At 74.6% G+C, this 22,449-nt stretch carries 20 protein-coding genes; 13 read left to right on the top strand and 7 right to left on the bottom strand.

The window, feature by feature from the left end; all coding sequences use genetic code 11:
• Positions 1-89: 89 nt before the first annotated feature.
• The 3 genes from AB0411_RS26510 to AB0411_RS26500 all read right to left on the bottom strand — a co-directional run bounded on the left by AB0411_RS26510 (position 90) and on the right by AB0411_RS26500 (position 2,871).
• On the bottom strand, positions 90-842 hold the full coding sequence (locus AB0411_RS26510; protein ID WP_366419851.1) for an amino acid ABC transporter ATP-binding protein: 753 nt from the start codon (positions 840-842) through the stop codon (positions 90-92).
• A gap of 47 nt (positions 843-889) precedes the next feature.
• Positions 890-1,834 carry an amino acid ABC transporter permease gene (locus AB0411_RS26505; protein WP_366419781.1) on the bottom strand — a complete coding sequence of 315 codons (945 nt, stop codon included), beginning with the start codon at positions 1,832-1,834 and terminating at the stop codon, positions 890-892.
• 62 nt (positions 1,835-1,896) lie between these two features.
• The gene (locus AB0411_RS26500) at positions 1,897-2,871 is read right to left on the bottom strand and encodes an ABC transporter substrate-binding protein (RefSeq protein WP_366419780.1); all 975 of its coding nucleotides are present in this window, start codon (positions 2,869-2,871) and stop codon (positions 1,897-1,899) included.
• 529 nt (positions 2,872-3,400) lie between these two features.
• On the opposite strand from AB0411_RS26500, the gene AB0411_RS26495 reads away from it, so the two are divergent.
• From AB0411_RS26495 to AB0411_RS26475, 5 genes are all read left to right on the top strand, one after another.
• A complete protein-coding gene (locus AB0411_RS26495) occupies positions 3,401-4,624 on the top strand; it encodes an NAD(P)-dependent malic enzyme (RefSeq protein WP_366419779.1) in 1,224 nt (407 codons plus the stop codon).
• A gap of 137 nt (positions 4,625-4,761) precedes the next feature.
• Positions 4,762-5,724 (top strand): zinc-binding dehydrogenase, encoded by a 963-nt coding sequence (locus tag AB0411_RS26490; RefSeq protein ID WP_366419778.1) that lies wholly within the window; start codon positions 4,762-4,764, stop codon positions 5,722-5,724.
• A 61-nt stretch (positions 5,725-5,785) separates the two neighbouring features.
• Entirely contained in the window at positions 5,786-6,403 is a 618-nt protein-coding gene (locus AB0411_RS26485) for a HutD/Ves family protein (RefSeq protein WP_366419777.1), read from the top strand.
• Between the two features lie 221 nt (positions 6,404-6,624).
• Positions 6,625-6,834 (top strand): helix-turn-helix domain-containing protein, encoded by a 210-nt coding sequence (locus AB0411_RS26480; RefSeq protein WP_009718008.1) that lies wholly within the window; start codon positions 6,625-6,627, stop codon positions 6,832-6,834.
• Positions 6,834-7,397 (top strand): Clp protease N-terminal domain-containing protein, encoded by a 564-nt coding sequence (locus AB0411_RS26475; protein WP_366419776.1) that lies wholly within the window; start codon positions 6,834-6,836, stop codon positions 7,395-7,397. Before AB0411_RS26480 ends, AB0411_RS26475 begins: the two co-directional genes overlap by 1 nt.
• Before the next feature lie 120 nt (positions 7,398-7,517).
• Here the strand turns inward: AB0411_RS26475 and AB0411_RS26470 are convergent, their stop codons facing one another.
• A complete protein-coding gene (locus AB0411_RS26470) occupies positions 7,518-8,399 on the bottom strand; it encodes an SCO6745 family protein (protein WP_366419775.1) in 882 nt (293 codons plus the stop codon).
• Positions 8,400-8,757: 358 nt separating this feature from the next.
• Here AB0411_RS26470 and AB0411_RS26465 point away from each other — a divergent pair, with 358 nt between their 5' ends.
• Positions 8,758-9,924: a serine hydrolase domain-containing protein gene (locus AB0411_RS26465; RefSeq protein WP_366419774.1), complete on the top strand. Its 1,167-nt coding sequence runs from the start codon at positions 8,758-8,760 to the stop codon at positions 9,922-9,924.
• 136 nt (positions 9,925-10,060) lie between these two features.
• On the opposite strand, the gene AB0411_RS26460 is transcribed toward AB0411_RS26465, so the two are convergent.
• Both AB0411_RS26460 and AB0411_RS26455 read right to left on the bottom strand, forming a co-directional pair.
• Complete coding sequence (locus AB0411_RS26460; protein WP_366419773.1) at positions 10,061-11,218, bottom strand: helix-turn-helix transcriptional regulator; 1,158 nt, start codon at positions 11,216-11,218, stop codon at positions 10,061-10,063.
• A gap of 2 nt (positions 11,219-11,220) precedes the next feature.
• A complete protein-coding gene (locus tag AB0411_RS26455) occupies positions 11,221-12,153 on the bottom strand; it encodes a DUF4097 family beta strand repeat-containing protein (protein WP_366419772.1) in 933 nt (310 codons plus the stop codon).
• 243 nt (positions 12,154-12,396) lie between these two features.
• On the opposite strand from AB0411_RS26455, the gene AB0411_RS26450 reads away from it, so the two are divergent.
• Positions 12,397-12,822, top strand: a complete 426-nt coding sequence (locus AB0411_RS26450) for a hypothetical protein (protein WP_366419771.1) — start codon at positions 12,397-12,399, stop codon at positions 12,820-12,822.
• A gap of 125 nt (positions 12,823-12,947) precedes the next feature.
• On the opposite strand, the gene AB0411_RS26445 is transcribed toward AB0411_RS26450, so the two are convergent.
• Positions 12,948-13,136 (bottom strand): DUF6104 family protein, encoded by a 189-nt coding sequence (locus AB0411_RS26445; protein WP_366419770.1) that lies wholly within the window; start codon positions 13,134-13,136, stop codon positions 12,948-12,950.
• Between the two features lie 153 nt (positions 13,137-13,289).
• Between AB0411_RS26445 and AB0411_RS26440 the strand changes: the two genes are divergently transcribed.
• The 6 genes from AB0411_RS26440 (at position 13,290) to AB0411_RS26415 (ending at position 22,356) form a co-directional block, all read left to right on the top strand.
• Positions 13,290-13,715: a CU044_2847 family protein gene (locus AB0411_RS26440; protein WP_366419769.1), complete on the top strand. Its 426-nt coding sequence runs from the start codon at positions 13,290-13,292 to the stop codon at positions 13,713-13,715.
• Positions 13,715-15,883, top strand: coding sequence for a trypsin-like peptidase domain-containing protein (locus AB0411_RS26435; protein ID WP_366419768.1), 2,169 nt, complete (start codon positions 13,715-13,717; stop codon positions 15,881-15,883). Before AB0411_RS26440 ends, AB0411_RS26435 begins: the two co-directional genes overlap by 1 nt.
• A gap of 351 nt (positions 15,884-16,234) precedes the next feature.
• A complete protein-coding gene (locus AB0411_RS26430) occupies positions 16,235-17,293 on the top strand; it encodes an AAA family ATPase (RefSeq protein WP_366419767.1) in 1,059 nt (352 codons plus the stop codon).
• A gap of 5 nt (positions 17,294-17,298) precedes the next feature.
• Complete coding sequence (locus tag AB0411_RS26425; protein WP_366419766.1) at positions 17,299-20,691, top strand: SAV_2336 N-terminal domain-related protein; 3,393 nt, start codon at positions 17,299-17,301, stop codon at positions 20,689-20,691.
• Between the two features lie 104 nt (positions 20,692-20,795).
• The gene (locus tag AB0411_RS26420; RefSeq protein ID WP_086718600.1) at positions 20,796-21,014 is read left to right on the top strand and encodes a YxD-tail cyclophane-containing RiPP peptide; all 219 of its coding nucleotides are present in this window, start codon (positions 20,796-20,798) and stop codon (positions 21,012-21,014) included.
• Between the two features lie 160 nt (positions 21,015-21,174).
• Complete coding sequence (locus AB0411_RS26415; protein WP_366419765.1) at positions 21,175-22,356, top strand: FxsB family cyclophane-forming radical SAM/SPASM peptide maturase; 1,182 nt, start codon at positions 21,175-21,177, stop codon at positions 22,354-22,356.
• Positions 22,357-22,449: the final 93 nt, after the last annotated feature.

The following is a 22,449-nucleotide window of genomic DNA, read 5'->3' as shown; positions in this document are numbered from 1 at the left end:
GGATCCGGCCACGGCCACGGCCGCGGGCGCGGCCCGCGGCACCCCGGCAGGCGCCGGGGCCACCGCGTCCGGCGCCCCGGCGCAGCGCCCTACAGCACCTTCGACAGGAACGACTTCGTCCGCTCGTGCTGCGGGTTGCCGAGCACCTCGCGCGGGTGGCCCGATTCGACGACCACGCCGTCGTCCATGAAGACCAGCGAGTCGCCGACCTCACGGGCGAAGCCCATCTCATGGGTCACGACGACCATCGTCATACCGTCCGCCGCCAGGTCCTTCATGACGTCCAGGACGTCACCGACCAGCTCCGGGTCCAGCGCCGAGGTCGGCTCGTCGAAGAGCATCAGCTTGGGCTCCATCGCCAGCGCACGGGCGATGGCGACGCGCTGCTGCTGGCCGCCGGAGAGCTGCGAGGGGTAGTTCCCGGCCTTGTCGGACAGTCCGACGCGGTCCAGGAGCTTGACCGCCCGCGCCCGCGCCGCGGACTTCGACTCGCCCTTGACCTGGATCGGCGCCTCCATGATGTTCTCCACCGCGGTCATGTGCGGGAAGAGGTTGAAGCGCTGGAAGACCATGCCGATGTCGCGGCGGCGGGCGGCGACCTCCCTGTCGCGCAGCTCGTAGAGCTTGCCGTGGTGCTCGCGGTAGCCGACCAGTTCGCCGTCGACGGACAGCCGTCCCGCGTTCACCTTCTCCAGGTGGTTGATGCAGCGCAGGAACGTCGACTTGCCGGAGCCGGACGGGCCGATCAGGCAGAAGACCTCCCGGGGCGCGACCTCCAGGTCGATGCCCTTGAGGATGTGGGCCGCGCCGAAGGACTTGTGGACGCCCTCGGCCAGCACCATCGGGGCGCCGCTGGTGCCCGCGGCCTTGCTCGTCGTCGTCTTGCTGGTCATGCCGCACCTCCGGCGGAGCGGTTGAAGCCGCCGGACAGCCTCGCCTTGGCGCGCTGGAGCGGAGTGAGCGGGAGCTGCCGGCTGGAGCCGCGGGCGTAGTAGCGCTCCAGGTAGTACTGGCCGATGCTCAGCACCGTGGTGGCGATCAGGTACCAGGCGGCGGCGAGGATCAGCATCTCCACGACGACGCCCGAGTCCCGGCCGACGTTCTGGGCGGCCTGGAGGAGGTCGTAGTACTGGACGGCGATGACCAGCGAGGAGGTCTTCAGCATGTTGATGACCTCGTTGCCGGTCGGCGGCACGATCACCCGCATCGCCTGCGGCACGATGATCCGGCGCAGCGTCTTGGCGTGGCTCATGCCCAGCGCGTGCGCCGCCTCGGTCTGGCCCTCGTCGACGGCGTTGAGGCCGGCCCGGCAGATCTCCGCCATGTACGCCGCCTCGTTGAGCCCGAGGCCCAGCAGCGCGCACAGGAACGGGGTCATGAAGTCCGACCACTCGTCCTTGTAGATCGGCATGATGTCGATGTACTGGAAGACCAGGCCCAGGTTGAACCAGAGGAACAGCTGGACGTAGACCGGCGTCCCGCGGAAGAACCAGACGTAGAACCACGCGACCGTCGAGGTGACCGGGTTCTTGGACTGGCGCATCACGGCCAGGATCACGCCGCCCACGATGCCGATGATCATCGAGAGCACGGTGATCAGCAGGGTGTTGCGCAGGCCCTTGAGGATGTCCGCGTTGAACATGTACTGGGGGATGGCGTCCCAGTTGACGTTCCCGGCGGCGAAGGCCCGGCCGAGCAGGGCGATCAGTCCGAGGACGATGATCGCCGCCACCCACCGGCCGTAATGGCGGACCGGGATGGCTTTGATCGGCTCGGGCTGGGGCGGCGGAGCGTCCGCCGGCGGCTGGGCCGACTTGTCGACGTCAACTGACACGGGTGTTGCCTTTCAGCATTCGGCGGGAGGTGCGCGGAGCGGAGGGGCGGGTTCGCGGCGGGTCAGGAGCCGCCGTTGAGCTGCACCTTCTTGACCGCGGCGTCCTTGACGTCCCACTTGTCCAGGACCTTGGCGTACGAGCCGTTCTTGATCGCGAGTTCCACCGCGTCCCGGAGCGCGTCACGCAGCTGCTCCTGGCCCTTGGGGACCGCGATGCCGTACGGGGCCGCCTTGAGCGGCGCGCCGCCGACCATCTGGAAATCCTTGCCGTGACCGGAGACCTTCACCGCGTAGGCCGCGACCGGGTAGTCGCTGGAGACGGCGTCCACGCCGGCGGTGCGCAGCCGGGTCTGGGCCTCGGAGTCGTTGTCGAACGCCTCGATGGAGATCGGCTGCTCGCCGTTCTTCTCACAGGCCTTCGACTTGTCCTTGGCGAGGTCGTGCGAGACCGTGCCGCGCTGCACCGCGAGCTTCTTGCCGCACAGCGTCTCCCAGCCGTCGATGCCCTTGGTCTTGCCCTTCTGGGTGTAGAGCGAGACGCCGACGTTGAGGTAGTCGATGAAGTCGACTCCCTGGCCGATCTTCTTGCCGGTGTTGCTGTCGATGCCCTCCTGGCGCTCCTTGGTGTCCGTCATCGCCGACATCGCGATGTCGTAGCGCTTGGACTTCAGGCCGCCCATGAGGGTGTCGAAGGTGGCGTTGTTGAAGTTGAGCTTGATGCCCAACGCCTTGCTCATCGCCGCCGCGAGATCCGGGTCGATGCCGACGACCGCGCCGTTGGAGCGGAACTCCACCGGCTTGTAGGTGATGTCCGAGCCGACCTGGAGCATGGCCTTCTCCTGGACGTCCTTGGGCAGCTTCTTGAACAGCGGCGCGTTGACGTCGCGGTTCTTCTTCGCCTCGCGCTTGGCGATGGCGGCGTCCGTCTGGTCGCCGCAGGCGCTGAGCAGCAGCAGCGAGGCGGCGACCGCGGCCGCCGCGGCCACGGCTGTGCGAGACCTGCCGACGGCCGTGCGACGGGTGGTGCGTGCGGTCATGCTGATCCTCCTGCGGATGGAGAAGCCGACGTGACGAAGGGCCGGGGGCACACCGCCGAACGTCGCGACCTCGGTTGGTGACGGAATCCTGCCATCCGGGCTCCGGTATTCGGACTGTCGTAATGGTCAAAATCGGATAACGGACGGAGAAGGCGAGGTGGCGCCCTTCTGCGGCAAGGGGAGCCCTCGCTTCCGCCGATCCCGGTGCTTCCCGGCCCGATCCGGGCGTCTCGGAATCCGGACCGTGGGGGGATCGCCCTTCTGAGTCTTTTGTGCATTTCACGGTTATTGTCGGATCTCTGAACTCGAGGGTAAGCAATCTGACTCGTCGGGGCCCGCGCCCGTCGGGTAGAAAGGTGCGTTACACCCCTCATCCGGGGCTCAGGGCGCGTGTGCGGCGCGCCCGGCGTCCGTACCTCCCCGCGCGCGGCGGCCATCCGCCGTGCACGGCGCGGACGCGGTGCCCGCCCACCCCTCAACCAGGGAGTGGCCACCCTCAGCAGATTTACGAATAAAAGGGGTAAGACAAGTGGCAGCGGAGATCGTCAATCCTCGCAGCGACAGCAATACCGGCACGGGCACGGGCAGTGCGCCCGACGATGCCTTCGACCCGGCTTTCGCGCTGCATCGCGGCGGCAAGATGGCCATCGAGGCGACCGTGCCGGTCCGCGACAAGGACGACCTGTCCCTCGCGTACACACCGGGCGTCGCCAAGGTGTGCAGCGCCATCGCCGAGCAGCCCGAGCTCGTTCACGACTACACATGGAAGTCCCAGGTCGTCGCCGTCGTCACGGACGGCACGGCGGTGCTGGGCCTGGGCGACATCGGCCCGGAGGCCTCCCTCCCCGTGATGGAGGGCAAGGCCATTCTCTTCAAGCAGTTCGGCGGCGTCGACGCGGTGCCGATCGCGCTCGCCACCACCGACACCGACGAGATCATCGAGACCGTCGTCCGCCTGGCACCGTCCTTCGGCGGCGTCAATCTGGAGGACATCTCGGCGCCCCGGTGCTTCGAGATCGAGCGCCGGCTCCAGGAGGCCCTGGACATCCCGGTCTTCCACGACGACCAGCACGGCACCGCCGTGGTCACGCTGGCCGCGCTGCGGAACGCCGCCAAGCTCACCGACCGTTCGCTGGGGCAGCTGCGGGCGGTCATCTCGGGCGCCGGTGCGGCCGGTGTCGCGATCGCCAAGATCCTCATCGAGGCGGGCATCGGGGACGTCGCGGTGTGCGACCGCAAGGGCATCGTCTCCACCGACCGCTCCGACCTCACGGACGTCAAGCGCGAGGTGGCCGGCTTCACGAACAAGGGCGGGCTGACCGGTTCGCTTCAGGACGCGCTGGACGGCGCCGATGTCTTCATCGGTGTCTCCGGCGGCACGGTGCCGGAGGAGGCGGTGGCGAAGATGGCGAAGGACTCGCTGATCTTCGCGATGGCCAACCCGACCCCGGAGATCCACCCGGAGATCGCGCACAAGTACGCGGCCGTGGTCGCCACCGGGCGCAGCGACTACCCGAACCAGATCAACAACGTGCTGGCCTTCCCGGGCATCTTCGCCGGTGCCATGCAGGTGCGGGCCAGCCGGATCACGGAGGGCATGAAGCTCGCCGCCGCCGAGGCGCTGGCCGCCGTCGTCGCCGAGGAACTCAGCGCCGACCGGGTCATCCCCTCGCCGTTCGACGAGCGGGTCGCGCCGGCCGTGACCGCCGCCGTCGCGGCCGCCGCCCGCGCCGAGGGCGTGGCGCGCCGCTGACCGCGCCGCCACCGGACACGCACGGGCCGGGCCCGCACCCCACACGGGTGCGGGCCCGGCCCGTTGCGGTGGCGGCGCGGTGCGTGTCACACCCCTGCGCGGTACCGCAGCGCCCGGCCGCGGCCTACGTTTAGATCATGTTTGCTGCCTACGCCGCCCGCATCGACCGTGACCAGCCGCTGAACGGCCTCGAATTGGGGGAGCGCCCGGCCCCCGACGTACGCCCCGGCTGGACGACCGTCCACGTCAAGGCCGCCTCCCTCAACCACCACGACCTGTGGTCGCTGCGCGGGGTGGGCATCACCGACGACAGCCTGCCGATGATCCTCGGCTGCGACGCCGCCGGAGTGGACGCGGACGGCAACGAGGTCGTCCTGCACTCCGTCATCGGGCAGACCGGGCACGGCGTCGGCCCCGGGGAGAAGCCCTCCATCCTCACCGAGCGCTACCAGGGCACCTTCGCCGAGCAGGTCACCGTCCCCGCCTGGAACGTGCTGCCCAAGCCGAAGGAACTGTCCTTCGAGGAGGCGGCCTGCCTGCCGACGGCCTGGCTGACCGCCTACCGGATGCTGTTCACCAACGCGGGCGTACGGCCCGGGGACAGCGTGCTGGTGCAGGGCGCCGGTGGTGGCGTCGCGACCGCCGCCATCGTGCTGGGCGCCGCCGCGGGCCTGCGGGTCTTCGCCACCAGCCGGGACGAGGCCAAGCGCAAGCGTGCGCTGGAGCTGGGCGCCGAGGCGGTGTTCGCGTCCGGCGAGCGGCTGCCGCGGCGGGTGGACGCGGTGATCGAGACGGTCGGCGCCGCCACCTGGTCGCACTCCGTCAAGTCGCTGCGCCCCGGCGGCACTCTGGTCATCTCGGGCGCCACCAGCGGCTACACCCCGAAGAGCGGGGAGCTCAACCGGATCTTCTTCCTGGAGCTGAAGATCGTCGGCTCCACGATGGGCAGCAAGGAGGAGCTGGCGTCGCTGCTCAGCTTCTGCGCGGCCAAGGGCATCCGGCCGGTCATCGATTCGACGCTGCCGCTGGACCGGGCGCGCGAGGGCTTCACGAAGATGGCCGAGGGCGAGCTGTTCGGCAAGATCGTGCTGACGGTGTGACACCTGCCGCGGGGCCGGTGGTGTCCCGTGTGGCGCGGATGAGACGAGGAGGAGCCGGCGCGTGCGGATCCTGCGGGCCCAGGGGCGCCGTGCCGCGCCGTGGAGCAACGGCGGCGGGGTGACCCGGGAGGTCGCCGTCGAGCCGCCGGGCGCCGGCTGGGAGACCTTCGCCTGGCGCGTCAGCCTGGCGGACGTCATCCGGGACGGGCCGTACTCGCCGCTGCCCGGCGTCCGGCGGATCCTCACCGTCGTCGAGGGCGCCGGGCTGGAGCTGACCGTGGACGGCGTCCCGCGGCTCCTCCCGGGGCGCCACCGCCCGTTCGCCTTCCCCGGCGGCGCCGCCACCGGCTCCAGGCTGCTGGACGGCCCCGTCGTCAACCTCAATGTGATGCTCCGGGAGGGGCGGGCGGCGGCGACGGTGGAGGTGGCGCGGGGGAGCCGTGTGGTGTGGCCGGCCGGCGGCGGCGCGGGCGACGGTGGCACCGACGGGCCGGACGAGGTCCTGGTGGTGGCGGTCGAGGGCCCCACCCTGATCACGGCACCCGGCGCGGACGAGGCGCGGTTGGCGCGGTTCGACGCGGCGCTGCTGACGGCGCGGGACGCGGCCGCCGCCGGGCTGCGGACGGACGGCACCGCGGTGGTGATCGCTCTGTTCACGGCCGGTCCCGCGCGTCCTTGACCGGCCCCGCGCGTCCTTGACCGGCCCCGCACGTCCTTGACCGGTCCCGCGCGTCCTTGAGGGCGCCGCCCTGGGGCGGTGCCCGCCTGGCCGGGGAGCCGCGAGTGCTCCACCGCGGGGCGCGAGCCGCATCTCACGAGCCGGAGCACGGGACGGGGCTGCCGGACCTCCATATGTCAATGATGGTTGACGCGCCGTGGGTGTCAACGTAAATTGACACCATGACCGAAGCAACGGACCTCGCCGAGCGGGCCGGTGACCGGGACCCCAGGGTCGGGCTCCGCGCCGTGGCCGCGCTCCGCCGGCTGCTGGAGCAGCTCGAAGCCGTGCAGGTGCGCAGCGCCCGCGCGAAGGGCTGGTCGTGGCAGGAGATCGCGGCGGAGCTGGGTGTCAGCCGGCAGGCGGTGCACAAGAAGCACGGGAGGCGCTGATGTTCGAGAAGTTCACGGCCGGGGCGCGTGCGGTGGTGCGCGGGGCGGTGGAGCAGGCGGAGCGCGCGGGCAGCGGCACGGTCGGCGAACCGGAGCTGCTCCTCGCGCTGTTGGACCGTACGGACACCCCGGCCGCCGCGGTGCTCCGCGCGCTCGGTGTCCACGAGCGGCGGGCGTCGGTGGCGGAAGCCCTCGCGACGGTGCGCCGGCGCGGCGGGGTGTCCACGGCCGACGCGGCGGCGCTGGCCGGGCTCGGGATCGATGTCGACGCGATCGTGGCACGGGTCGAGCGGCAGCACGGGGTGGGTGCGCTGGCCGCCGACGGTCGGGGCGGGCGCCGCAAGCGGCTGCGCCGGCCGTTCTCCGCGGAGGCGAAGTCCGTGCTGGAGCGCGCTCTGCGGATCGCGGTCGGCCGCAAAGAGCGGTACCTCGGCGACGAGCATCTGCTGATGGCGCTGGCCGCCGGGCGCGGACCGGCCTCCGCGGTGCTCGCCGATCACGGGGTGACCCATGGCGCGGTGGTGCGGGTACTGGAGGAGTCCCGGGAGCGGCGCGCCGGTTGAGGCGGCGGGGGCGGTGCGGTGCCGCGGCCGTCGGACGGGTCGGGAGGGCCCGGGGCGGGCCGGTTCGGGAAGGTGCGCCCCCGGGGTCGTCCGGCGGCGCGCGGTCATGGGCGGGACGCGCTACGGGTAGCCGACCTTCACCCTGCCGATGCCCAGGGTGCTGTGCCGGGGCAGGTAGCCGGCCTCGAACACCGCGCCCACGACGGGGTGGAGGAGCTGCGCCAGCCGTTCGGCGCGGGAGTGGCCCAGGGCGCGCCACGGGCCGGCCGCCAGCCGGTCCGTGGTCCGCTCGATCGCCTCGCGTTCCGTGCGGGCGCGTTCGGTCGCGGTGCCGTCCGGGGCGATCCAGCCGCGGGCGGCGAGGCGGTGCCGGGCGTCGCTCCACTCCTGCGGGCTCCAGCCGCGCCCCGCGAAGTCGGCGGCCGGTGCGGCCCCGACCGCGGCGAACGACACCAGGGCCTCGCACGGATCGAGCCCGCAGGTCAGCAGCGCCGCCAGATGGCCGTCGCCGCGGTGTTCGCGGAGCACCGTCGCGGCCTGCCAGAGCACCAGATGCGGGGCGTCCGGCCACGGCAGATCGCGGTTGGCGGCGGCCAGTGGCCGGGCGGCCGGGCCGGCGTTCTCGGCGGCCTGGCGGGCGAGCCGGGCCGCCTCGGCGAGCTGCGCGGCACTCAGCCGGCCGCCGGTCAGGGCGGTCAGCGCACGGTCCATGGCCAGCAGCCGCGCGTCCAGGACCTTGGCCGGGTCCGCGACGGTCCAGATCCGCGGGAGGTGGCGGGCGACCATCCGCGGGCTGAAGCTGTAGTACGTCGCGGCCACCAGCTCAGGGCCCGCGGCACCCAGCGGCGCCGTGCGCCAGGCGAAGTAGCTGGGCCAGCGGGAGGACACGTCATGGCCGAGGTCGGCGGCGACCTGGCGGGCTTCGGGGGCGAAGTACAGCGTGGCGTGCAGCGGCTCCAGCAGGTGCCACATCCGGCGGGCGACCGAAAGGTATTCCGACATCGCTTTACCTCATGGCCTTCACGATGCGTGCGCAGACGAGGAGGGCGGGACCGTGGTCCGGAACACGGCCGTCGGCCCGCGGCGCCGGGCGGCCGGGGCTCCCCGGAGGCCGGTGCCGGGCGAAAAGCCGTGCGAAGTAGTCACTTCCCCGATTACGCCGCGTGAATCCAGGTCGCAGATGGCAACTGTCGGTAACCGTAGGTCGGTGGGGCGGAGGCCGTATCCGGTCGCGGCGGCCGGCACGCACCGGCTCCCCGGTGCACCGGATATTCGATCGAGTCCGGGCGGCCCCCGTGCATAGGGTGACCCGGCCGACGGCCCACGGGGGGTCGATGCGCCTGTGGAGAGGAAGCGCCGCATGTCGTACCACGGATGGGCCGACGAGGGGTTCGGGGCCTTCGCGGACGAGTTCGCCCGCAACTTCGCCGAACGCGGTGAACTCGGCGCCGCGGCCGCCGTGTTCGTGGACGGCCGTCAGGTCGTCGACCTGTGGGGCGGCATCGCGGACGACCGGACCGGGCGGGAGTGGGCGCAGGACACCGTCCTTCCCGTCATGTCCCTCAGCAAGGCCGTCGTCAGCATCCTTGCCCATCTGCTCGCGCAGGAAGGGGAGGTGGACCTCGACGCCCCGGTGGCCGACTGCTGGCCGGAGTTCGGGCGGCACGGCAAGGAGCGGATCACCACCCGGATGGTGCTCGCCCACACCGCCGGAATCCCGCTCGTCGAGCGGCAGTTGGCGTTCGAGGAGCTGACCGCCTGGACACCGGTGATCCGCGCCCTGGAGGAGCAGCGGCCGCTCTGGGAGCCCGGCACCGCGTTCGAGTACCACGCCCATGCCTTCGGCTTCCTCGTCGGCGAGGTGATCCGGCGCCGCACCGGCCGTACGCCCGGCGCCCGCTTCCGTGAGGTCATCGGCGATCCGCTGGGGCTGCGCACCTGGATCGGCGTGCCGCCGCAGGAGGTGCCGGGGATGGCGCGGCTCGTCGAGGCGGCGGACCGGCCGCCGTTGCCGAGCGCCGACCTGCTGCCGATGCGGGCCCTGACGATGAACGGGGTCCTGCCCTTCCCCGGACTGGACGACCCGCACGGCTACCACTCCGCCGCCCTGCTGACCGCCGAATTCCCCGGCGCGGGCGGAGTCTCGTCGGCGCGCGCCCTGGCGGCCCTGTACGCGGCGGTCGCCACCGGTGTGGACGGCCGGCCGCGGCTGCTGTCCCGGGACACCGTCACCGACGCCGTCCGGCAGCTGTCGGGCGGGCCCTCCTGGTCCGGCTTCCCGGACCTCGGCGCGCGCTGGGGCAGCGGCTTCCTCCTCGACTCGGCGTTCCGCCGGCTGCTCGGGCCGCGCTCCTTCGCCCACAGCGGTGCGGGAGGCCAGTTCGCCTTCGGTGACGACGAGTTCGGTGTCGGGTTCGCCTACACCGCCAACCGGATGGGCGGCCGCGGCGACCAGCGGGCCGAGCGGCTCATCGGGGCCCTGCGCACCTGCGTCGGGGCGCCGGAGGTGGCGGGGGCCGGGAGCTGAGCCGGCGGAGGGGCGGGCGCGTCCCCGGGGGCGCGCCCGCCCTGCGCAGCGTGCCGGCGCGGCCGGCGGCCAGGGTGTCGGCACGCCGTGCGCGGCGCCCGCCCGGCCCTTCCGTCCGCCGCGCGCGGCCGCCCCCTCAGCCCTCCCGGCCCCCGTCGGCCCCGTACTGCTCCGGGTGGCGCAGCAGGGCGCCGATGTGGGCGGAGGCCGTGGACAGCCGCCGGCGGGACTCCGCCAGTTGTTCGGCCGTGACGCCGTGATCGCGGGCGGCGTCCCTCAGGTCGTCGCGGAAGCGGTCCAGCAGCCGGTCGAAGTCACGGGCCGGATCGTCGCCCGCCGCATCCCGTGCCCACTCCGGGGCCGGTGGAGCCGCGGCCGCCGGGCCCGCCCCGGGGCTCTCCCCGCCACCCTCCTCGGCCGGGTCGACGCGCTCGACCGTCACCCGGGTCCCGTCGTCTTCCCGGTCCCGCCCGGTACCTTCCGCAGTGCCGCCCCGCCCGGCGGCGGACGGGCCGCCGGTGAAGCGCCCGACCTCGCGGGACACCTCGGACAGCGCCTCGCGCACCGCCCCCGACCAGTCGCCGGCCCGCACCGCCCCCTGGGTCTGCTCCTGTACGCGCCTGATGACCCGCTGGACCTCCTCGCGCGCGAACACCTGGGCGTCCCTGGCCTGCTTACGGGCCCGCTGGGCGTCCTGCCGGGCACGGCGGCTCTCCTCCTTGGCCCGCCGGGCCTGCTCCTTCCACTCCTCCCTGGCGCGGCGGAACTCCTCCTTCGTCTGCCGCCAGGACTCCTTGTCGCCGAACGCGGCGTCGAGGTAGTCGGCGGCCTCCGTGAAGGGCCGCCCGGCCGCGTCCGGTGCCCCGGCGTCCTGCCACCCGGCCTTCCCCGCCCTTCCCGCGTCCTTGCGGGCCTGCTGGGCGGCCTCCCGGATCTCGCGGCGCAGATCGCGCGCCGAACCGCTGACGTCCTCCCGGATGTCGGAGGCCAGCGCGGCGACCGACTCGCGGATCTCCAGTTCCAGGTCGGCCAGCTCGCCGCCGCGGTCGGCGAGTTCGGCGCGTCCGGCGTCGGTGATCGAGTAGACCTTGCGGCCGCCCTCGGTCGCGTGGGTGACCAGGCCCTCGGCCTCCAGCTTGGCCAGCCGGGGGTAGACCGTGCCGGCCGAGGGGGCGTAGAGGCCCTGGAAGCGCTCCTCCAGGAGGCGGATGATCTCGTAGCCGTGCCGCGGCGCCTCGTCCAGCAGCTTGAGGAGGTAGAGGCGCAGGCGGCCGTGGGCGAAGACGGGGGGCATGCTCAGAGCACCTTCTTCCCGGTGGGCGGGCCGGCGGGGGAGTCGTCGTGCGGGCCGGGGGCGGGGCCGTTCCCGGGGGCGCCGGGCCGGCCGCCCTCGTCCTCGGCGGCGGGGCGGCGCAGCAGGGCCAGGCCGCCGGAGACGGTGGTGACCTTGAGGGTGCCGTTGCCCGCGCCCAAGGAACCGGTGATCCGCTTCGCGCCCCACTGCCCGCTGACCCGCAGGTCGTCGAAGGCGTTGGAGACCGTGCCGCTCGCGGTGTTGGCCTCGACGGTGGCGTCGGCGGGGTCGGGCAGCCGGATGGCGACCTCCCCGGAGACCGTCGTCAGCGAGATGTCGGCGTCCTGTCCGGGGTCCAGGTCGAGGACCATGTCGCCGCTGACGGAGTCGGCGTGCACCGCGCCGCCCGCGCCGTCGACGACCGTCAGATCGCCCGAGACGGAGTGGAAGCGCAGGGCGCCCTTGACCGACTGGACCTCGACGTCGCCGGAGACGGTGTCGGCCTGCACCTCGCCGGTCAGCCCGACGAGCGTGCTGTCGCCGGAGACGCCGCGGACGTCCGTGCGCCCCGCGATGCCGGAGACCATCGCGCCGGCGCCGACCACCCCGACCTCGACGCGGGTGGTGGCGGGCACGGTCACCGACACCACCGCGCTGCGGTTCCACCCCTTGCGGTCGAAGAACTTCAAGAAGCCCTTCCACGGGAGGTCGTCATAGGCGACCGACAGGGTGCCGTGCGTGCACGAGACGGTCAGTGGCGGGCCGTGCAGCTCGCTGATCTCGACGCGGGCCGGGCCGTCGTCCGTGGTGCCGACGACATTGACGGTGCCGTTGACCACGCGCACGGTCACGGCGTCGAAGGATTCGGTGATCTCCAGCGTGCGTGGTGAGTTCACCTGTGTCGGTCGGTGCGACCACTCGGTCCCCGTGGACATGCCTGCCTCCCCTGGACGGCTGCAACGCAACATATCGCGTTCACTTCACACACGATATATCGCGGATGGGGGAAGTCAAGCGCCGTGTTCGGGGGAGTGTGTCCGGAGTGCGCCTTTTATCGCGCCCTTTGCCGCACCCCCTTGATCGTTTCGGCTGCGGCCGGTGCAACCGTCCGGTGCGGCGCCGGCGTCCTCGGGGGTGTCCATCGATGTCGTGGCGCATGCCATGAAGGAGTCGAACACGTGCGTAGAACAACGGGGTTGCTCTCGGTTCTGGTGCTCGGTGCCGCGGTGGCCGGGCCGGTCGCGTCGGCACATGCCGCGCCCGCTCCGGTCTCCGCCGCCGCCAGTTGTCACAGCCTGGTCGCCAAGACGAACTCGGCGAACAACAAGGCGCTGTCGGCCGACCGCTCCCGCGGCTACAAGAAGGCCATCGGCCACAACAGGTCGACCCAGAAGTACGCCGTCCAGGCGGAGGCGGCCTGCCGGCACAAGCATCACGCCGACCGGATCCGGCGGGCGCTCGACGGCGCCCGGAACGGGGCGGAAGCCGCCGAACTGCACAACAAGCGGGCCTATGTCGAGCACGACGCGCGGGCCGGGCGGGCGGCGTTCCACGAGGAGGAAGACGTGAAGATGCGGCTGCGCGAGGCGCTCCACTACGCCTGACGGCGCGCCGGGCCGCGACGGATCCCGGCCCGGTGATCCGGGCCGGCGCGCGACCGGTGCCCGGACCGGGCGCACCCGCCGTGCAGGGCCGGTCCCGCCCCGTACACCGGGGCGGGGCCGGCCCGCTACTCGTCCTCGTCCTCGTCCTCGTCGTCCAGCCGGGCCAGCCAGGTGGCCAGCCGCTCCACCGGCACCTCGAAGTCCGGGTTCAGGTCGACGAACGTCCGCAGCTGATCGGCCACCCAGCCAAGGGTGACCTCCTCCTCGCCGCGCCGGTTCTCCAGCTCCTCGATGCCACGGTCAGTGAAATACACGCGCTCTCCACCAGGGGTCATGGGTCATTCCCGGCCAGGATAGGCAGGCTCACGGACCTCTCGCGCCACAGGCGGCCGGGGGCTAGCCTGATCACCTGTCAACGGTCGGGCGGCAAGGGGGGAATTGCGGCCCACGGGGAGCAGGAGGCCGTGATGCACGAGCGCCCGCAGCGGATCGAGCTGCCCGACGGCACGGAGGTCTGGGCCCGGGTCTCCCGGCTCGACGCCCCCGGGCTCGCCGGGCCCGACGACGCGGACGAGGCCGACGGCGAATTCGAGGACGTCGGTGCCTGGGACGCGCTCGGCGCCCGGGTCGAGGGGCTCCGCGAGGTGATCGGCGGGGTCGCCGCCAGCGTCCGCCAGGCCACCGAGCGGGTCGCGCCGCACGAGACCAGCGTGACCTTCGGCGTGGAGCTCTCGGCCAAGCCCGGCAAGGCCGTCGCCCTGCTCGCGGACGGCGAGGCGAAGGCCAACCTCTCGGTCACGCTCACCTGGCGGCGCGAGGACGCGGTGCCGCCGGCGGCACCGCACCGGCGGGCTGCGGCCGGCCGCCGGGAGCCGGACGACGCGAGCCGCTGATGACGACCTCCCAGCCCGCCGGCCGCGCTGACCGCACCCACTACGCACAGCTCCTCGACCACGCCGGACGCACCACCGTCGGACTGCGTGCCCGGCCGGGCACCACCGCGGGCCGCCCGTGGGGCAGCGGCGTTCTGATCGCCCCGGGATGGGTGCTGACCTGCGCACATGTGCTGGCGGCGAGCGACGGGCGACGCCGCGACACCGGGCCGGACGGCGTCTTCGGGGTCGCGTTCGGCGGCCGGGTGGTGCCCGCGCGACTGGCGTACGACCTCAGCCGGCCCGACCCGGACGCCGGCCCCGCCGCCCGCGCCGATCTCGCGCTGGTCCGGCTGCTCGACCCGGAGACCGAGCATCCCTGCGCCTGGCTCAGCGACCAGCCGGCGACGCTCCTGGAGGACGCCTACATCTTCCGCGGGCACGACCAGCCGGGCCCGCCGGCGGACGGGGAGGCCCACGGGCACGGCGGGCCGCGCGGGGGTGCGGCCGCGGGCCGGCCGGGGGGACGCGCCGGGCGCGCGGCACGGGAGACGCCCGCCGCCCCGCGGGCCCCCGTCGACCCCTTCATCGCGGTCCGCTTCGGCGCCCGCGACGCCCGGGGGCTGCAGTTCGGCAGCGATGTGCGGGTCACCCCCGGCGCCTCCGGCGGACCGCTGATCGACTGCGACCGCGGCGAGGTGGTCGGCATCGTCAAGGGCCGCCACCAACAGGACCACGTCGGGCTCGCGGTGCCGGTGACCGCGCTGCGCGGGCTGGGCCCCGAACACCTGGTGCCGGGCGCCGAGGGCCTGGGGCCCGACCCGTACCACGCGCTGATGAGCCTGCACGACCGCTGGCACTGGGCCGGCCAGGAGCTCGGCCGGGCCGCGGGGCCGACCTGGTTCGACGCCCAGCACGCGATCATGTCGGGCCGGGGCCGCCTGTGGGGCGTACAGGAGCGGCTCCAGGCGCTGGACCTGCTCGCCCGCCTGCCCGCACCCCGCGACCCGCTGGTCGTGGAGGCCGCGGTCGGCGAGGTGCTGGAGCGCGGGGACCGGCCCGGGGCCTGGTCGCTGCGTACCTGGCGGGACGGCCACGGCGCGCTCTACCAGGGCAGCGACCCGTACACGGAGCTGCGCGCCTTCGTGCACTACCTGCGGATCGTGGCGCAGCTGACCGCCGACGAGGCGCGCGACGTACCGGGCGAACAGGCCGCCGCGGTCCGCGGACAGGCCGCCCGCCTCGCGGAGTTCGTGCAGGCCAAGGCGGTGGTGCTGCAACCGCAGGACCGCCGCAGGATAGGACCGGTGCGCCGCCGCCCGCGCTCGGTGCTCGTCGAGTTCGAGCCGCTGTTCTACGACGAGGGCGGACCGGAGCTCTTCAACTGGTCGGTCAGCGAGGGCTACGGCCGCGGGCAGTGGCTGCGGGTGGACGTCCAGGAGTCGGCCGGCGGGGTGCCGTTCGAGCAGGCGCGCGAGCAGGTGCTGCGCCGGCTCGGCGGGCGGTTGCTGCGGGCCGACGGCGACGCCGGGCCGGGCGCCCGGGTGCGCCTGGAGGTCGCCGTCCCCGAAGGGCACTGGCACACCGCCGCCGGCCGGTGGGAGGTGGCGGCCTCCACCCGGCGCACCGCCCGGCTGCGGCCGGTGGGCTCCGGGCGCGCGGTGATCCTGCGCGACCAGGGGCGGCGCGAGCAGGTCGACCCGGCCTGGCTGCGCCGCTGGCAGGGCCTGGCCGCCGCCCGGGAACTGCAGGCGCTGCGCATCGCGCCGCAGGCGGGCGACGGCGCCGGGCCCGGCTCGGCGGAGGCGGTCTGGCGGCTGCTGGAGACGGCCGGCGAGGGCGTGCTGCCCGCGCTGTGCCACACCGTCGCCGACGGGTTCGGGCGGGACGCGGTCGGCGCCGTTTTGGACACCGGCTTCCCCGCCGGGCTGTGGCCGGCCGGCGGCCACGGCGAGGAGCGGGACTGCGACGCCCGGTGCGAGGAGTTCCACCGCGGGGTGCGGGAGCTGCTCCAGGGCTCGGGCGGGCTGGTCCGGCTCCCCGAGCTGGTCCGGCAGTTGCGTGCCAAGGCCGCCGAGGCCGCCGGGGAGGGCACGCACTGGGCCCGCGATCTGGTGCTCCTCTACGACGACCCGGAGGACCCGATTCCGCCCCTGTTCACCGACCGTCCCCAGCTGTCCCCGCGCTGAGCGGAGCCCGGAGCCGCCCCTCGGCGATCCGGGCGCCGCGCACGCCCCTCAGCGCCTCGCACGCGCCCGGTGCCCGCTCCGGCCGCCTCCGCCCCTCGTGCCGCAAGTGGCGCCCTGCACATGGCACTTGGCCGCCCGCGATGCCCCTGCGGGAGACCGGAAACCGCCCCGTGCGCTTCCGTCCGGCTGGGTACTGGCATAGCGTCGTGGAAGACGAGCCCGTGATGGCGTACAGCGTGATTACGGGGGGCGGACGCGGGGGAGGCCGGGGTGGACGGTGCCGACGTCTCCGGCGGCCCGCCATGATCATCGCTCCTGACCGAGGCCTGGCCGGCGACGAGGAGTTCCGACGTGAGCGACTGGCTCATCTACCGCGGCGCGGGGGCACCGCACGACGGAATCGAGCACCTTCCGCCGCCTCCCCCGTGGCGTGATTTCGACGGCGGCCCCCTCGTGGCGCCGCCGGCCGCCCTCGACCCCTCCTCCGAGCGCAGGCTCGGCGTGCAGCACCGGGAGGCCAGCCACCACCGCCCCGGCGAGACCGAGCGCGAGCTGGTCAACGCCGCCCTCTACCTGCGCCGCCCGCTGCTGGTCACCGGCGCCCCGGGCAGCGGCAAGAGCACCCTGGCGCACTCCGTCGCCTACGAACTCGGCCTCGGCCGGGTCCTCGGCTGGCCGGTCGTCAGCCGCAGCACGCTCCGCGACGGCCTGTACGACTACGACGCCATCGGCCGCCTCCAGGACCTCCAGATCGCCCGCGCCGCACCGGGCGCCGCGGACAGCGGGGAGGCCGCGGCCGGCGCGGACCCCACCGACGAACCCGGCGGCGGCATCGGCCGCTACATCCGCCTCGGCCCGCTGGGCACGGCCCTGCTGCCCGCCGCCCGGCCCCGCGTCCTGCTCGTCGACGAGCTCGACAAGAGCGACATCGACCTGCCCAACGACCTCCTCAATGTGCTGGAGGAGGGGGAGTTCCGGATTCCGGAGCTGGAGCGGCTGGCCGGATCCGCCCCCGAGGTGGAGGTGCTCAGCGACGACGGCGCCCAGGTGACGGTGCGCGACGGCCGGGTCCGCTGCCATGCCTTCCCCTTCATCGTCCTCACCAGCAACGGCGAACGCGACTTCCCCGCGCCCCTGCTGCGCCGCTGCATCCACCTCCACATCCCGGCGCCCGACAAGGAGCGGCTCGCCGCCATGGTGCGGGCGCACTTCGGCGAGGGCGCGGCCGAGCGCTACGAAGCGGTGATCGACCGCTTCCTGGACCGCGAGCCCGGCGATGTCCGCGCCGTCGACCAGCTCTTCAACGCCATCCACCTGACGCAGAAGGCCGGCTGGACGGACGAGGACGAGGAGGAGACCCGACGGCGTCTGACGGCGGAGCTGATGCGGCCTCTTGATCGGACGAGGTGAGTGCGGTGCCCCTCGGGGAGCCCGGCCCAGGCCCCCTCGACGAACTCGTCGCCCGGCTGACCGCGGCGGGGGTGCCGGCCGACGCCCGCGGGATGGCCGACGCCCTCTGGCTCGCCCAGTGGATCACCCCGGACGCGTCCCGGGCCGGTGAGCCGGCGGACGACGGGTCCGCCCGCGGGCAGGAACCCCACGGTCCAGATCCGGCCACATTCCGGGTGGGACCTGCCGTGTCCGCCCATCCCCCGGGCGCCCGCGGGACCTCACCGGACGACGCCCGCGGCCCCGGCTCCCCGGACACGGACCCCTCCTCGTCCGCGCTCCGCGACGGCGCCCGGCGCCGGGTCGCGGAGCTGCTGCCCACCGGGGACGAGCGGCTCCCCGACCCCGACCGGCAGCGCCTGGGCGAGGTCGCGGTCCCGATCGCCTCCGCGTTCCCCGGGCTGCTGCCCCTGCAGCGCGCGCTGCGGCCCATCCAGCGCTACCGCCCGCCGGTCGCCCCGGCCCGCCGGAAGCTGGACGAGCCCGCCACCGCCGAACTCTCCGCCCACGCCGAAATGATCATCCCGGTGCTGCGCGGGGTGCACCGCAGGGCGGCCGCGCTGCGGCTGCTGATGGACGGCTCGTCGTCGATGGCCGTCTGGGAGCAGATGCTGCACGACCTGCGCCAGGTCTGCGAACGGGTCGGCGCCTTCCGCGATGTGACGGTGCACTACCTCCACCCGCACGGCCCGGACATCGGCGTCGCGGCGGCCCCGGGCCCCGGCCGCCCGCTGCGCCCCGCCGACCAGCTGCACGACCCGACGGGCCACCACCTCACCCTCGTCGTCAGCGACTGCGCGGGCCCGCTGTGGCGCGACGGCCGGATGCAGCGGCTGCTCTACCGCTGGTCGGCCGACGCCCCGCTCGCCGTGGTCCAGCCGCTGCCGCAGCGGATGTGGGCGCGCACCCTCCTGCCCGCCGTCGCCGGCACCCTCGTGCGCCGCCAGGGCCCCTACCAAGCCCTCGGCTTCCGGCCCGCCCGCCGCCGGCGCCGGCCCGCCGGGGCACCGGGCGGCCCGCCCGAAGCGCCCCGCGAACGCGCCGTCCCGGTCCTGTCCGCCACCCCCTCCGCCCTCGGCTCCTGGGCCCGGCTGGCCGCCGCCGACGCCGGTCTCTCGCTGCGCGGCGCGGCCTGCGTGGTCCGGGCCGACCACGGCGCCGGGCCGCCGGCCGGGCCGCCGCCGGTGACCGAGCGCGCCACCCCCGCCCAGATGGTCCGCGGATTCGACCAGCAGGCCTCGCCCGCCGCCCGGCTGCTCGCCGTCCACCTCTCGGCCGTCCCGCTCGCCCTGCCCGTCATCCAGCTGGTCCAGCGCGCGATGCTGCCGCAGACCGGCCCGGCCGAGCTGGCGGAGGTGCTGCTCAGCGGCCTGGTCACCCAGCTTCCCGCGGACGAGCGGCCGCCGGCGGAACAGGCCGGCGGCGGCCCGTGGTACGAGTTCGTGCCGGGCGTGCGCGACGAACTCCTCGGCCGGCTCAGCGCCGGCGAGGCCGCCCTGGTCCTCAAGCACTGCTCGCTCTACATCGAGCGCACCTTCGGCCGCAGCGCCCGCAACTTCCCGGCCGTCGCGGTCGCCATGCTCTCCGGCAGCGGCCGGGAGCCCGAGACCGGCCAGCGCGCCGTCCCCGAACCCTTCGCCCGGGTCTCGGAGCGGGTGCTGCGCCGCTTCGAACCGGCCCTGCGCCCGCCCGACCGGCGGCCGTACGCCTCCGACGGTCCGGCGGCCGAGGGCGCGGCCCTCCTGGAGCGCTACGAACAGGGCCGGGCCGTAAGGGACCTGATCGAGGCCGTCCGGCTGCTGCGCGCCGCCACCGCCCGCCTGCCCGTCGCCGGCACCGACCTCGCGCGCGCCCTGCTGCACGCCTGGGCGACCTGGCGCCAGCCCGACGCCCTGGAGGAGGCGGAGCGCGCCGCCCGCGCCGCGGAACGGGCCACCGCGCAGGGCGCGCCCGACGACCAGGAGGCGGCCGCCGCGGGCCGGGAGGCCGAGCGCACCCGGGCGCTGATCGTGCTCGGCCGGGTCGCCCACGCCCGGGCACAGGAACGGCGGAGCGCCGGGACACCGGCCGAGGAGCGCGCCGCGCTCGCCGACGCCGCCCGACGGCTGCACGCCGCCTGCGGGCTGATGAGCCTGCTCGACCCGCGCGTCCTGGAGAGCATGGTGCTCCGCACCGAGGTCCTGCGCCGCCTCGCCGCCCTGCCCGCCGCCGGCCCGCCCGGCACCGGCGACGGGCAGGAGCGGGACGACACGGCCGCCGACGACCCCCTCGACGAGGCGGAACGCTCCCTGACCACCCTCCTCGACCAGTGGCCCAGCGGCGAGCAGGTGCCCGGCGAGGTCTACGCCGCCCGGGGCGGCGTCCTGCTCGACCGGGCCCGCCGGGCCGCCCGCCACCCCGCGGAAGGCCGCCCCGCCGCGGCGCTCGCGCTGCGCGCCGCCGACGACCTCGACACCGCCGTCGTCCTGCTGCGCCGCCGCGGCAGCGCCGCCGACCGGCTGGTCTGCCGTGCGCTGCTCGACCTGGCGGCCGCCCGCCAGCTCCACGACGACCCCGGGCTGACGTCCGTGCTGCCCACCCTCGAACGCGCCCGGGCGATGGCCCGCGCCCTCGGCGACCCGGCCCTGGAAGTGGCCGGTCTGCGCCGTACGGCCGCCGTGCAGCGGGCCCTGCACACCCGCACCGGCGACCTGGCCGCGCTCGACGCCGCCATCGCCGCGCTGGCCGCCGCGCTCCGCCTGGCCGCCCCCGATTCGCCCGAGCACAGCGCGCTGCTCGCCGAGCGCGGCGCCGCGCTGCTGCTGCGCGCCCGGTTGGAACCGGCCGACGGGCCGGGCAGACGGCTGGCCAACGAGGCGGTGCACGTCCTGCGCGAGGCGCTGGGCCGGGCCGGGCCGCAGGACCCCGACCTCGGCCGGCACCGCCTGCTGTTCGGCCGCGCCCTGCGGCTGCGCTACGAACGCCAGCCCTCCCTCGCCGACCTGCACGAGGCCGACTGGATCCTGGAGCTGGCCGCCCGCGGGGTGGACGTACCGGACGCGGTGGCGGCCGAGGCCTGGCTCGAAGTGGGCGACGTCCAGCTGCTGCTGGACCGCCGCTTCGACTCCCGCGAGCGCCACGACCGGGCCGCCGCCTGCTTCCGCCGCGCCGCCGCGGCGGCCCGGCGGGCCGACAGCCCCGTGCTGGCCGCCCGGGCCCACCACCGCCGCGGCGAGGTCCTGGAGGTCACCGCCGGTCCCCGTTCGGCGCTGCACGCCTACCGCGAGAGCTGGGAACAGTGGCAGCGCGCGGCCGAGGAGACCGGCACCGAGGCCCAGCGCACCCGCGCCCGTATGCGCGCCCTCGACGCCACCGCCTGACCGCCCCGCGCGCCCGGCCGGCTGCCTGGCCGTCCGCCCCGGATCGTGTTTCTGTGGACGGGAGTTCGGGAACACACCCGTCCAGCCGGCCTGAGGAGAGCAGCGTGGCGACTACCCCCCGCACCGAACCGGCGGTGGCCGCCCCGCCGGGACCGTCGGCCGAGCGGCTGCCGGACTTCGCCGGGGTCGACGTGGGCGTTCTCGCGGCGCGGACGGACCATGCGGTGCTGGGAGAGGTGGCGGCGCTGCTGCTGCGCAACTGGCCGTCGGCGGACGACGCCGTGGCGTATTACGAGGACGGCCCGGAAAAAGCCTTGCATTGACAGGCAAGAACGACGGTTTTTGGGCAAACGTGCAAGGGAACCGGCCAGTTGCCGGAGGGATCTGGTTCCTCGATCGAGGGCCGAGCCATGTACCAGTCAGCGGGCGGGAGCTGTCGATCCCGCACCTCGACGCAGGCAGACGAATGCAGGGGGCGACGCCGTGGCGGGGGAGAAGACCGGCCGGACCCCGGTGGTGCCCTTCCGGCAGTTCGTCCTGAAGGTCCACAGCCGCTGCAACCTCGCCTGCACCTACTGCTACATCTACACCGGCCCCGACCGCAGCTGGCGCGCCCGCCCGCCGGCCGTCCCGGCCGCCACCGTCCGGCAGACCGCGCTGCGCATCGCCGAACACGCCCGCACCCACGGGCTGCGCGAGGTCCGGATCGACCTGCACGGCGGCGAGCCGCTGCTCACCGGCCCCGGACCGCTCCTGGAGCAGGCCGCCGCGATCCGCGCCGCGCTGCCCGCCGGCTGCACCGCCGAGTTCGGCGTCCAGACCAACGGGACGCTCCTCACCCGGGAGACGATCGACACCCTCGCCGCCGCGGGGTTCCGGCTCGGCCTCAGCCTGGACGGCGGCACCCCCGGCCTCAACCGCCGCCGCGTCGACCACGCGGGGCGGTCCTCCTGGCCCGCGGTCTCCCGCGCCGTACGCCTGCTCCGCGACCGGCCCGACGTGTTCGCCGGCATCCTGTGCACCGTCGACATCACCGCCGACCCCGCCGAGGTCCACGACTCGCTGCGCGCCCTGGACCCCCCGATGGTCGACTTCCTCCTCCCGCACGCCAACTGGACCAGCCCGCCGCCGGCCACCGCCGCCGGGGGCTCCCGTCCCGCCGCCCTCGGGCAGGCCGGCCGCACCCCGTACGGCGACTGGCTGTGCACCGTCTTCGACCTGTGGTGGGACGGCGGCCCCGGACCCCGGGTGCGGGTGTTCACCGAGATCCTCGGCCTCCTGCTGGGCCGCCCCAGCTCCAGCGAGGCGGTCGGGCTCTCGCCCGTCGTCGCCCTGGTCGTCGACACCGACGGCGCCATCGAACAGGTGGACTCGCTCAAGTCCGCCTACGAGGGCGCCGCCGCCACCGGCCTCGACGTCTTCCGCCACACCTTCGACGAGGCCCTGGCCCACCCCGGCATGGCCGCCCGCCGCAGCGGCCGGGACGGCCTCGCCGCGCAGTGCCGCAGCTGCCCCCTGGTGGAGGTGTGCGGCGGCGGCAACTATGCCCACCGCTACCGCGCGGACGCCGGCGGATTCACCAATCCGTCCGTCTACTGCGCCGACCTGGAGCGCCTGATACGGCACATCGCGGCCCGGCTGGACGCCGCCGTCGCGCTCAACTGAGGTGCCGCCAACATGACCTGACGCACTGTCGTCATATGGAGGGACACTTGGGCTATCGTGCCGAAGAGCCAGGGCGTGCCCGATGAGCCAGCC

The sequence above is a fragment of the Streptomyces angustmyceticus genome (genome assembly GCF_040701845.1).
GTDB lineage: Bacteria > Actinomycetota > Actinomycetes > Streptomycetales > Streptomycetaceae > Streptomyces > Streptomyces angustmyceticus_A.
This window is presented reverse-complemented; position numbering and strand designations above follow the sequence as displayed.